General features: G+C 38.7%; 10 protein-coding genes. All 10 read right to left on the minus strand.

The features are described 5' to 3' along the window. Positions 1-262: 262 nt before the first annotated feature. Positions 263-1,456, minus strand: a complete 1,194-nt coding sequence (locus IPU53_RS04505) for a macrolide family glycosyltransferase (protein WP_207448275.1) — start codon at positions 1,454-1,456, stop codon at positions 263-265. 89 nt (positions 1,457-1,545) lie between these two features. Continuing rightward, a complete protein-coding gene (thrS, locus tag IPU53_RS04510; RefSeq protein ID WP_207448277.1) occupies positions 1,546-3,474 on the minus strand; it encodes a threonine--tRNA ligase in 1,929 nt (642 codons plus the stop codon). 394 nt (positions 3,475-3,868) lie between these two features. Continuing rightward, entirely contained in the window at positions 3,869-4,696 is an 828-nt protein-coding gene (locus IPU53_RS04515; RefSeq protein ID WP_242698087.1) for a putative sporulation protein YtxC, read from the minus strand. 165 nt (positions 4,697-4,861) lie between these two features. Further along, a complete protein-coding gene (dnaI, locus tag IPU53_RS04520) occupies positions 4,862-5,797 on the minus strand; it encodes a primosomal protein DnaI (RefSeq protein ID WP_313886444.1) in 936 nt (311 codons plus the stop codon). Beyond that, on the minus strand, positions 5,784-7,187 hold the full coding sequence (locus IPU53_RS04525; protein WP_207448283.1) for a replication initiation and membrane attachment family protein: 1,404 nt from the start codon (positions 7,185-7,187) through the stop codon (positions 5,784-5,786). The genes dnaI and IPU53_RS04525 overlap by 14 nt, the downstream gene beginning before the upstream one ends. 16 nt (positions 7,188-7,203) lie before the next feature. Beyond that, positions 7,204-7,659 (minus strand): transcriptional regulator NrdR, encoded by a 456-nt coding sequence (nrdR, locus tag IPU53_RS04530; RefSeq protein ID WP_207448696.1) that lies wholly within the window; start codon positions 7,657-7,659, stop codon positions 7,204-7,206. A gap of 171 nt (positions 7,660-7,830) precedes the next feature. Next, on the minus strand, positions 7,831-8,433 hold the full coding sequence (coaE, locus tag IPU53_RS04535) for a dephospho-CoA kinase (RefSeq protein ID WP_207448698.1): 603 nt from the start codon (positions 8,431-8,433) through the stop codon (positions 7,831-7,833). 23 nt (positions 8,434-8,456) lie between these two features. Continuing rightward, positions 8,457-9,089, minus strand: a complete 633-nt coding sequence (ytaF, locus tag IPU53_RS04540) for a sporulation membrane protein YtaF (RefSeq protein WP_207448285.1) — start codon at positions 9,087-9,089, stop codon at positions 8,457-8,459. Positions 9,090-9,244: 155 nt separating this feature from the next. Further along, positions 9,245-10,075, minus strand: coding sequence for a DNA-formamidopyrimidine glycosylase (gene mutM / locus IPU53_RS04545; protein ID WP_207448287.1), 831 nt, complete (start codon positions 10,073-10,075; stop codon positions 9,245-9,247). 277 nt (positions 10,076-10,352) lie between these two features. Further along, positions 10,353-12,983 carry a DNA polymerase I gene (gene polA / locus IPU53_RS04550; protein WP_207448289.1) on the minus strand — a complete coding sequence of 877 codons (2,631 nt, stop codon included), beginning with the start codon at positions 12,981-12,983 and terminating at the stop codon, positions 10,353-10,355. Positions 12,984-13,151: the final 168 nt, after the last annotated feature.

Genomic DNA, 13,151 nt, shown 5'->3' on the forward strand with positions numbered 1-13,151 from the left:
TATGCAATTGGTGAAACACTTTTTCCCCAGCTTAGGAATTTATAAAATTGTCACTTGTGGATAACTGTTTACGTTTCGATTTGACATCCAGTTCCAGCGCCTAGCCCCGTAAGGCTGGGAGTCCATCGGCGCTGCGACGTACAGGACGTACTTAGTGCAGACGAAGCGACAGGACGGCTCGAACTTATCCTCTCTTCTTACATCTAGGCCTTGCGCTTTTTTCCCGGCATCTTCAATTCTTCAAAAGAATTCGAGTTGTAACTTACCTTTTCACAAATTTAAAAATCTCATCAACCGCACGAGAATATCCGCCTGACTGCCGGAAGGACTCTGAAATTTTCACAGTTGCATTCCGAATAGATACGGAGTTCAATACCTGATCAACTGCTTCACATAGCTGTGTGGCAGTCAAGCCTTGCATTGACATTTGGATTCCTGCTCCAATTTGCATGACTTGCCTGGCAATGGCCGGTTGATCCGCGCTTTGCGGAATGACAAGGAGCGGCACGCCATAGTAGAGAGCTTCATTAGTGCTGTTCATTCCGCCATGGGTTATAAACAATTTACTGTGCTGTAGTACCTCATTTTGAGGAACATAGTCTTTTACAATAAAGTTTGCAGGAATTTCACCTAAATCCGAGATCGAGGTTTTATCCCCAATTGACATGATGACAGTATAGTCAGTATTCCCAAGAGATTCAATACAGAGCTTGTAGAAATCGACCGCTTGATTAAATACAGTACCGAGAGATATGTAAATCAAGTTCTTACCCTCAACTCCACTAATACTAAAGTTTTCTTGAGTCGCACGTTTGGAGATGGACGGTCCAACGAATTGATAAGTTTGATTAAATTGCTGAAACTCAGGTTGAAGCTCCTTTGCCGTATACACAATGGTTAACGGTGCAGGGTTACAGAACACCTCATAAGGTGAATTGATTTCTATTCCATACTTTTCCTCTACTTCTGCTTTCAAGCTTTGAAAACATTCGTTAGCTGCATGAATGACTTCTGAAGGAAGCGCTCTAGAGGCTTGCTCCAACATTTTATATAAAGATGTCTCTGTCTCCGCAAAGGAAGAACATGAACAGATTGCAGGAAGCTTTAAAATCTGGGCTAGTAAACGGCCGCAACCAAACATAGAATCATGAATGAGATAATCAAAATTTTCCCCCTTGATCTGTTCAAGAACAGAGGGGATAACTATATCTGCTGTCAGTAGGAGACCATTGATTCTTTCCAGTTCATAGTTTCGGCCTCCCGAAACAAAAGCTTTAATAAATTCTTGATCATCAAAGGTTCGAACAGATGCCCCGATATTTTCCATACGCTCCCGAAAAGCTTCTATACAAAAGTACACCACCTCTTCACCGCGTGAAATGTGCTCTTGTACAACACCGATGGTAGGATTGATATGCCATTCCGATCCAACATTGATAAATAACACACGTGCCATTGTCAACCCTCCTATTATCCATAAGGCGGATTATAATTAAGTCATAAAATACCCATAAAAAGTATGGGCGCTAAGCACCCACACTTTCCTTAAATAATATCGACTTCTTCCTTCAATGCAGCTAAGAACGTTTCAAATGGAATGGTTTCAGATTTCTTTTCACCATATTTTCTTACATTCACAGCCTGTTCTTTAATTTCATTTTCTCCGACAACGAGCATATAAGGGATTTTCTTCATTTGCGCTTCACGAATCTTATATCCCATTTTTTCATCACGTTCATCCATCTCCACACGCAAACCTGATTTCTTTAGTTCATCAACCACTTGTTTCGCATAATCAAAATGCGCTTCAGGTGAAACAGGAATCACAGTCACCTGAACGGGAGCAAGCCATGTAGGGAATGCACCTTTATATTCTTCGATTAAGAAAGCAACAAAACGCTCCATAGTCGACACGACCCCACGGTGGATGACAACAGGACGATGTTGCTTTCCGTCTTCTCCAACATAGGTTAGATCAAATTTCTCAGGTAACAAGAAATCCAATTGTACGGTTGAAAGTGTCTCTTCTTTTCCAAGTGCGGTTTTTACTTGAACATCTAGTTTCGGACCATAGAAAGCAGCTTCTCCATCGGCTTCATAATAGTCAACACCTAGCTCGTCCATCGCTTCTTTCAGCATGCTCTGCGCCTTTGTCCACATTTCATCATCATCAAAATATTTTTCCTTATCTTCAGGATCTCGATAAGACAAACGGAAACTATAATCTGTTAAATCGAAATCCTTATAAACCTCTTCAATCAGTTGGACAACACGGATAAATTCCTCTTTAATCTGATCAGGACGAACAAAGATATGGGCATCATTCAAAGTCATTCCTCGAACACGCTGTAAGCCAGACAAAGCACCTGACATTTCATAACGATGCATTGTTCCTAGCTCAGCAATGCGAATCGGTAATTCTCGGTAACTGTGAATATCATTTTTATACACCATCATATGGTGTGGACAGTTCATCGGACGAAGAACAAGCTGTTCATTATCCATATCCATAATCGGGAACATATCATCATGATAATGATCTAAGTGACCACTTGTTTTATAAAGGTCCACACTTCCCAATACAGGTGTGTATACATGATCATAGCCTAAGGAAACTTCTTTATCGACAATATATCGCTCAATAATGCGACGAATGGTTGCCCCTTTTGGTAACCAAAGTGGGAGACCTTGTCCAACTTTTTGTGAATTCGTAAAGAGACTTAGTTCTTTCCCGATTTTACGGTGATCGCGTTCTTTTGCCTCTTCGCGGAATTTTAAGTATTGCTTTAAATCATCCTTTTTGAAAAAGGCCGTTCCATACACACGCTGAAGCATTTTATTGTCACTATTTCCACGCCAATACGCTCCCGCAATACTTAGCAATTGAAATTCCTTGATTTTACCTGTAGATGGAACATGAACTCCACGGCAAAGATCAATAAAATCCCCTTGCTCATAGACTGTGACTTTTTCATCTTCAGGAATTGCGTCAATTAACTCTTGTTTGTATTCATCGTTCGCAAAGATCTCTTTTGCCTCTGCACGAGAAACTTCCTTACGAACAACTTCAATATTTTCACTAATAATCTTTTTCATTTCTTTTTCGATAACAGGAAGATCATCAGGGGTGATCGCATGGTCCAAATCCATATCATAGTAAAAGCCATCTTCAATGACTGGTCCTACACCAAATTTAGTATCTGGGTACAGGCGTTTTACTGCTTGGGCCATAAGATGCGCTGTACTATGGCGTAATATTTCTAATGCCTCTGGGCTTTCAGGTGTAATAATTTCGATTGAACCATCCTGTTCAATTGGAGTTCTGAAATCGATTAATGCTCCATTCCATTTGCCGGCAAGAGCCTTCTTTTTTAGGCTTGGACTTATGGATGCGGCAATATCTTCGGTTGTTGTGAGCTTCGGAAACTCCTTCACAGAACCATCAGGAAACGTAATTTTCAATTGATCCGACATACTGACTGCACTCCTTTTTTATCTTTCATTGAGGACATTTAATTAGAGGTGAAAAAGGCTAGGCGCTGGAGTTAGAACCAAATACTTCTTAACTTAGGAAAAAAAAAAAAACCCGCCCCTGGCAAAGGGACGAGTTTCAAACACGTGGTTCCACCCTAGTTTTCATAAAGCATGATCGCTTATGACTTTGGATTCTATTTAACGGAATTTTTCCGCCAATCAATACTAACAATTTTTCATGATTGGAGTTCAAAGGTGGTAAGGATTTCGCTCGTGTTGGAAAGCTCTCAGCTTTATCTTTCCTCTCTGGATACCGTGACGAAACGCTCATGTCCTTCTCATTACATGTCCTCATTTAATTATGTAGCTATTATAGCTACAATTTGCAAGAAAATCAAGAGTGCTCAGTATATGCTTCGGATAAATCATAGAAATAATTCGTAGAGAATATCGTCATTCTTTCTTCAAAGATATTTTTTAAAGTTCGAACTAATGGCTGGTCCTCATCCTTTGTATATAAGAATACTTTATTAGGCGCCATCGAAAGAAGTGGTGCAATCACAGCAGAATCCACATAAACAGGGTGGTTTGATAAAAGTCTAGGATCCAGTAATCCTTGGATCTCCTCTTGCTTCATTTTTTTCAAATGCTGATCATAAAAGGTTTCAGGTCGGTCTAAAATTAGATGGATAATGGATTGCCTTGTATGGCGGCCATGTAAATAATCCCTTAAGGTTTGTACAAAAACTTGATAATCCTGTTCCATTTTATATTCATCAATAGCAATCCCTAAATACGCTGTGACCTGCTTAAAATATTCCCTTAATCGAAATCTCAAAAAAGAATCGAATGCGACGGCTCCCTTAAAGTCCAATAAATCGACCACAGCTGCACGAAGCAAAGCTTCTTCCTTGACCACTCCTATTAATGCTGTAAGTTCCTTTCTCTTCCCCTCGAACATTTCGGACACAATTTCAATCATATCGTGCCGTTCATTCTCACTCTCGTACTTGTACTTCTTCTGAAGAACTTGATCTAGCCATTCATTTCTTTTCACAGTTTGGATATATTGAATAAGAGCAGATACGTATTGATCCTTGTTTGTGTCAATTGATTGAAATGAATATATAAAACGGCCTCGTTTTTCCTGAAAGGAATCCTGCAAGCCATTTGTAGCTAAAAAAGACTTTAAGCGGATTGCCTCTTTAATGGATTTGAACATTAATTCCAAGCCTGCTCCCCCTTTACTCCGCATTGGTACATATATATGAAGTTTCGGTAGGACTAGACCATAAAATTTTAGAAAAGACCTTTCTTCTAATAAAATGACAGAAATTTCAAGCAAACTCTAGAAACCAATAAAAAACACCTACTGGAAAGCAGGTGTTTAATGATGCCTCCGATTGGAACCCGTTAATTTAATCGGTGAGGCTAGGTATTTAATTCTTTCCATTATTCGTGCCGCTTTGATCTTTTCTTCTTCTCCACGCTGGGAATAGGTCAAATGATGTTGCAAATCAAGGAAGTTAAAATTAGAACTAAAAAAAGTGGGCAATTGTTCGTGCATGCGAAATTGGAGAATGGATCCTAATATTTCATCCCTTGTCCAGCTTGTCATCGACTCAGCCCCAATATCATCCAACATCAAAATTGGAGCTTTTTTTACCACTTCTAATTTTTCATTCATAGAATGGTCACCTAATGATTGCTTCATTTCTCTGAAAAACTCAGGTACGTAGACAATCAGAGAAGAAATTTCCTTTTGTGCAAGTTGATTGGCAATTGCACCTAATAAGAAGGATTTTCCGACCCCGAAACTCCCATATAAATACAAGCCCTGCATTTTTATGCCTGGTTGATAGGCAGAAGCAAATTGTTCCGCAAATTCAAATGCATCAATTCTGCTAGGGTCATCTAGGGTAAAATCAGCAAAGTTTGCCTGTAATATTTCCTTGGGAACGTAAATACTTTTAATCAGTCTCTCTGTTTTTCGTCGCTCATCCTCTAATACTTTTGTTGGACATGGACGATAAAAAAGATCAATTTTTTTATTTTCGTATGTGAGTACAGGTTCATAGCCTGGCATAATATTTCGGCAGTGATTCAGTCCGGAACAGTTCGCACATTTTTTTGTCTGTGACACATATTCATGGAGTTTCATTAATCCTTGTTCAATGATCTGGTCATTCATCTCCTCTTGATGCTTCTGCAAAAAAGCTTGCACATCCGAATCCGATAAGACCTCCATTTTTAATTGATCATATCTTTCTTGAAAATTAGGAGACCGAGATAGCTTCCCTAATGTTCTATTAATTCGTTCCACTTTGATCACCTCCATGCTGGCGGTATTTCTGTTGAATGGCCTCTAAACGTTTCCGTTTCTCTTCCTGCTCCTCATCAAAAACAACATTTTCAACTTCTTGTGGTTCTACAAACCAATCAGGTAATCTTTCCGTTCGTATTGGCTTATTTCTCTTTTGCGTTGTTGTTTTACGATCATTCGCCCACTCTTGGTATTGACGATGTTCATTTTTTGCTAGATCCATGGCTTCCTTGACCGTTTTAATTTTCTTACGAGACCAGTGTGAGGCTATTTTTGTTAAATAACTTTTGGACAGCTTCATATCCGTTTTTAACATCACATAATGAATTAAAACATTGATAACGCCAGGTGGAAGCTTCTGATGAAATAAAACATCCTCTACAGCTTGTAAATCCGATAAGGACGGCTCTCCCCCATCCGCTAAATCAATTAAAAATTGCCGTGGTGAAATCGTCTCTAAATAGGAGATCAATTGTTCTTCCTTTGTTTTTGGCTCCACCACATTCCTAGCATATACAGGTTGCACACGATCCACCATTTGTGGCAACTGATGATCATGTTCTAATTGATACCAATCTCGTGCCGCTTTGCGTAACTCTTCTATATCAATCGTTTGGTCTCCATCCAAACTCGCTAATACAATATTTTTCATATTAACGGCATCGATGGCGTATAAAAAGGCTAATTTGGAAATAGCCTCTTTTGTTTCCTGAGTAAAGACTCGTCTAGGAACCATAATTTCTGATAAACCGGAAAACAGCACCTCAAAGTTAAACTGTTCCCCAGCAATTTTAATAAGGGTAGGTTCTTGACGGTGAAAAAATTCTTGTTGTTCACCCGGTTGGCTAGCTGAATGGGCCTCCTGATCCGTTAGAGCTTCAGAGCCTAAAGATGAAAAAACATCCTGAAAAGAACGAGTCCATTCTTGATACCCACTCAAGTCTACTTTTTCATCAATAAATAACTGTTTTAGTTTCAAAAATTGTGATTTCCCTATTTTTTGATATAAGTATATATTTAACATTCCATCTGTAAAGAAACCTTCAGCAGATAAGGGTGGTTGTAAATCATATAAATAAGAACGAGTATCAGCTTCTGTTTTTACATATGTTTTTACTAAACCAATTCCTTCTAGCTTTAAACGGGCTTGAAAAATTTCATCCAAATTTAGGTCAAGGAAATTCATCAGATGATAATGATTGAACTGTTCAGACCAAAGTCGATTTTCTTGCACTCTATTCCATAAAGTAAAGTATAGGGATGTGCTAACCGGACCAATAAGCGGTTGATATAAAGATTCAATAATCTTTTGGTCTTGGGGATGCAACACACCGTTCATTTTCACAACAAAAGCATCGATTGGCTGAATTTCACTCCAATATGACTTCAAAACGAACACACTCTCATCAATCTTTTTTTATTAAATCCTTCAGTTCATCTAAGAAAACATTGATATCTTTAAATTGTCGATAAACAGAGGCAAATCGTACGTAGGCGACCTCATCTGTTTTCGATAATTTATCCATGACTCTTTCTCCAATGAGCTCTGAGTTCACCTCTGCTTGTCCAAGTGCACGAATTTCTCTCTCAATTTCATGCGTAATTTGTTCAAGTTGATCTAGTGAAACTGGCCTTTTTTCGCAGGCACGAATCAGGCCTCTTAAAATTTTTTCCCGACTAAATTCTTCTCGAATTCCCTCTTTCTTTACAACAATCAGTGGTGTTTCTTCTACCCTTTCAAATGTTGTAAAACGAAAAGAACATTTCTCACATTCTCTTCTTCTTCTAATTGCCCTTACATCATCAACCGGCCTTGAATCGACCACTCGAGTTCCATTATGCTTGCAGGACGGGCATTTCATGATACCAGCTCCGTTCAAATCAATATATTCTATTTTATCATTATACCTTAATTCGAGCCTAAATAACAAAATGTGAGTTCTCTTACAAAAAGAAGAAGCATCTAAAGGTCAATGAACTTTTGGATGCTTCTTTTTTTGACACGCTATTGATTCCGAAAAGGATCTGAGTTCCTATGGATGAAGATCCCATTTCTTAATAAGTTCCTCTATTTGTGATTTTGTTTCAGCTATTTCTCCATTGTTATCAATCACAGCATCAGCTAATTTTGCTTTTTCACGAAGTGACATTTGCGAGGAAATTCGTGCATTTGCTTCAGATTCAGATAACTTATTTCTCTCCATCAATCTTGCTAATTGTACTTGTTCTTCAACAAACACAACAACAGTTTTTTCCACGAGATGGGTTAATTTGTTTTCAAATAGTAACGGAATATCATGAATAATCGTCTGTTTTCCGGCTGCCAATGCTTCATTTTTCCAACTCTCCATTTGTTCTCGGACTGCTGGGTGGACAATTGAATTTAATGTTTGCCGTTTTGCCTCATCAGAAAAGATGATTGAACCTAGTTTCGCCCGATCCAACCATTGATTTGGCAAAAGAATCGACTCTCCAAAAACCTGCACAATTTCTCGATATGCAGGTTGTTCTGGTTCGACGACCTTCCTTGAAGCAATATCTGCATCAATAATTACAAAATCTTTTTCTTTGAACATTTGTGAAACTGTACTTTTTCCACTTGCAATTCCACCGGTTAAACCGACCATCATGAAAATACTCGCCTCTTTCAAATCATACTCTAGATTTTTAATATACCGATCAAAATCAATAAAACACCTGGCATAAAAGCAAAATGCTGGATCCAGTTGGTCTTAGAGAAGATATTGCCAATTTGCAGGCCTGTTTTAAGAAAAATAGCACTCATAAGCGCTGCAGAACCAGCAAGCGTCCAAGGAGAATATCCTAGCATGGCAGCTCCAATTCCCGCTCCAAACGCATCCAAAGATAAGGCAGCTCCCAAAAGCAAAGCCTCAATACCGGTGATCGTCCCAGATAAATCAAAATCTGCCCTGGTTGGTTTCTTCAGGATATGGATGACGATGCCTAATGATTTGATTTCCCAGTTCACTACTAGCTTTTCTACTTGTTCATGTGGACCTTTCTCTGTTCGAAAAAATTGGAATATCACCCAGGCACCAATCATAATTAAAATAATTCCACCAATCCGGTTTGCGACTGTTGGTGATAGGACTTGCACAATGATACTTCCCGCAAACATGGCAATAAGCAGGGATATTGCCGTACAAAGAGCGATGATCAATAGTGATTTATACGGAATACGCATTTTGCGTAATCCATAGGCTACTCCTGTACTAAAACTATCAAGACTAATAGCAATCGCAAGTAGCAGAAGTGATAATGAAAAGCCCATAACTTCACACCTTCCCATATCAGCAGTGACTACATCAGTATATGAGAAGAAAGCGTGGATGGTTAAACGATTTTAAATAGTTACCTATTTTTTATCGATCAAGTGCTCACTTAGATTTTATCTCTTAGGCTAATCAAATTTTTGTCTGCCACAGATTATCCTATCTGCTGACATTGCGGACAAAAATGAGTTCCTCGTCCTGCTACCTTCACTTTCTCAATTTCGGTTCCACAAAAAGGACATGGTTTACCATTTTTTCCATACACCTTTAATTTTTCTTGATACGAACCACTAAGCCCATGGGAGTTCATATATGAATGAACAGAGCTTCCACCAGCCTTAATAGACTCTAATAAAGTAGCATTCATTTCATTTAAAAGCATCAAAGCCTCTTGCTTCGATAACGTTTTCGAGATACGCTCAGGATGAATTTGCGAACGAATAAGGACTTCATCTACATAAATATTACCCAAACCTGAGACAATGGTTTGATCAAGTAAAACAGCTTTAATGGAACGATCTGTTTTGCTTAATTTCCTCAATAAATATTCTAATGTGCATTCATCTGCAAAAGGTTCTGGCCCCAATTTTGAAAGGGGTAATTGATCATTTTCCGTTCCTTTTGAGAATAAGTGCATGGTGCCAAATTTACGGACATCTCGATAAAAAAGGCAAGATCCATCCATAAAATAAAAGAGGATGTGCGTATGTTTATCAGGTTCCTCCTCATGCTGATGCAAGCTATAATTCCCTTCCATTCGCAAATGTGAGACAAGTGAATAATCATCCAATTGAAAGATTAAAAACTTTCCTTTCCTCTCTACATTGTGTATAAGCTGTCCCCCTAAAGCATCTTGGAATTGTTCGATTTCTAATGGATGTTTAATGATTTTAGGCCAACGAATGGTGACATTTTTTATTTTTTTCCCTGCCACCAATTCGTTTAATGACCTTCGTACAGATTCAACCTCTGGCAATTCGGGCATATTACTCTCTCCCTCTTTTTCTCAACTAGTAACTACAGACATTCGCCGTAGGGAAAAACGCCCTTCTTCCCCTTTGAACGCCTTACGATTTTCTTTTTGTCTAGCTACAGGCGTTAGGGCGAGAGGCTCGCATCCTGCGAGCCCATCGGCGTTGCAACAGGATGTTCGATTTTAGCCGATGTTCCATCCAATAACCTGAAACGGCCGAAGGGAAAATGCACCCTTCTTCCGTTTCAGAACATTTGCTTGTCGCCCCTAGCAAACGCCTTGCGCTTTTCTATTTTGCATCAAACCATGTGGGTCCATAGGCATATTCCACTTTTAATGGAACGGATAGGGCTAGTGCCTGTTCCATTACTTCTGGTACAATTTCTTTTAACTTATTAATTTCATCTTTTGGTGCTTCAAAGATTAATTCATCATGGACTTGTAACAATAATTTTGTTTGTAATTGTTCTTTTTTCAAACGAGCTGCCATTTCGATCATCGCTTTTTTAATGATGTCAGCGGCACTTCCCTGAATCGGGGTGTTCATCGCTGTTCTTTCAGCGAAGCTTCTGATGTTAAAATTACGACTAGTGATTTCTGGAATATAGCGCCTACGATGAAGAAGGGTAGAAACAAAGCCGTTTTCTCGCGCTTCTTGCACAATATCCTCCATATATTGTTTAACGCCGGAAAAGCTCTCTAAATAACGATCAATAAATTTTCCGGCTTCTTTCCTTGTTATACCTAGATTTTGTGACAAGCCATAATCACTAATTCCATAGACGATGCCAAAATTTACTGCTTTCGCCTGTCTTCTCATATTCCCATCCACTTCATCTGCTGTTACATGGAAAACATCCATGGCTGTCTTTGTATGAATATCCATATCATGTTGGAAGGCTTCTTGAAGGCCTTGATCTTGAGCAATATCTGCCAGAACTCGTAATTCGATTTGTGAATAATCAGCAGCAAAAATCACCCAATCTTTCTCCGAAGGAATGAAAGCTTGTCTAATCTTTCTCCCCTCTTCTAAACGAATCGGGATGTTTTGCAGGTTCGGATCTGTTGAACTTAATCTACCCGTAGATGTTAAGGCTTGGTTAAATCTCGTATGCACCCTATGCGTGTCTTTATGAATCACCTTTAATAATCCCTCGATATAAGTAGACTGCAATTTTCCAAGTTGACGATAATGAAGGATCTCTGGAATAATTTCATGCGATTGTTCCAGCTTTTCTAATACATCTGCTGAAGTGGAGTAGCCGGTTTTTGTTTTCTTTAAAATGGGAAGACCTAATTTCTCGAATAACACCACCCCTAATTGTTTAGGTGAATTAATATTAAATTCATTCCCTGCAAGGGTATAAATGCGCGCTTCTATTTCTTTTAACCGTTCTGCAAGCTCTAATTGCATTTCTTGTATTCGAGCTGTATCCACCTTTACGCCTGTATATTCCATCGCCGCTAAAATAATGGAAAGAGGTAATTCCAAATCATAAAACAGATCAGTTTGTTGGTTTTCCTCTAGCTCTTTTAAGCAGTGTGTGTATAAAGCATCAATCGCTGCTGCTTTACGAGCAAGATGCTCGGCTAATATTGACTCCTCCGGAATTTTCCTTTTTGCACCTTTTCCAAAAACTGCCTCATCTGTTTGAACATCTGTATAGTGATGACGTCTGGCTACACCTGCGAAATCAACGGATGATTCGGAAGGATTCAATAAATAGGAGACAAGCATTAAATCAAAATCAATACCATTTAAATCAATGCCATGCCATTTCAATGAGACAATCGAACGTTTTCCATCGTACACTCTTTTTTTCTTAGACTCATCACTAGCCCACTTCTTAAAATCTTCTGATTGTAGGGCAAGCTCAGTAGGGATAAAATAATGACCGTTTTGATGAGCAAGGCCAAAACCAATAATCTTTCCAGTATGATAATTATCATCCAAAATTTCTACATATAACGAACTTTCATCCTTGAATAGATCTTCTGTAATTGAATCAACGATCTCATAGGGAATATCTTCTAGTTCCTCTTCCTCGATCGCTTCCCCGCCTTCTACCTTATCAAGCAATGAGTGAAAACCTAATTCTTTAAAAAGCGTGATCAGTTTTTCTGGCTCGTAGCCTTCATAAAGTAACTCATCAATCACAACCTCAATCGGGGCTTCCTTCATAATCGTTGCGAGTTCCTTACTCATAACAGCTTGATCCCTATGTTCTGTTAGCTTTTCTTTTAATTTTTTCCCACTAACTTGATCAATATGTTCAAGAAGATTTTCCAGCGTATGGAATTCCTTTAAAAGTTTTATGGCTGTTTTCTCCCCCACACCTGGTACACCAGGAATATTATCGGATTGATCGCCCATTAATCCTTTCATATCGATAATTTGATCTGGCTGGAGACCGTATTTTTCATTTATATGCTCAGGTGTGTAAGCTTCAATATCCGTAATGCCTTTTTTAGTGATGGCAACGGTCGTCTTCTCAGTACTTAGTTGCGTGAGATCCTTATCGCCTGAAATGACAAGTACGTCAAAATTCTCTTGTTCCGCTTTCGTTGCTAAAGTGCCAATAATATCATCTGCTTCATAGTTTTCTAATTCATAACGTTTAATCCCATAAGCATCAAGCAAATTACGCAAAAAAGGGAACTGCTCCGATAATTCTGGTGGAGTTTTTTGCCTCCCTCCCTTATATTCTGTAAAAGTAGAGTGTCGGAATGTCGTTTTACCAGCATCAAAAGCGACTAGTATATGGGTAGGCTTTTGTTCTGCCAATACTTTCATTAACATCGTTGTAAATCCATAGATCGCATTTGTATGAACGCCTTTGTCATTGTTTAACAGCGGTAAGGCAAAAAAAGCTCGATAAGCAATACTGTTTCCGTCAATTAACATCAATTTTTTCTTCATTTCGGTAACCTCCGTTGGAGCAGGTTCGTCCAATTTTAATTCTATTCTACATGAAGCGAGATAAAAAAGAAAAAGAAGTGCTATAGTAGATTCTTTCCATTTCTCCGATCAAAAAAGAAACCTCATATGATGTATCATACGAGGTTCACTCTGAACGCCAAGCAGGAG

The organism is Bacillus sp. SD088 (assembly GCF_017355205.1).
Lineage (GTDB): Bacteria > Bacillota > Bacilli > Bacillales > Bacillaceae_C > Lederbergia.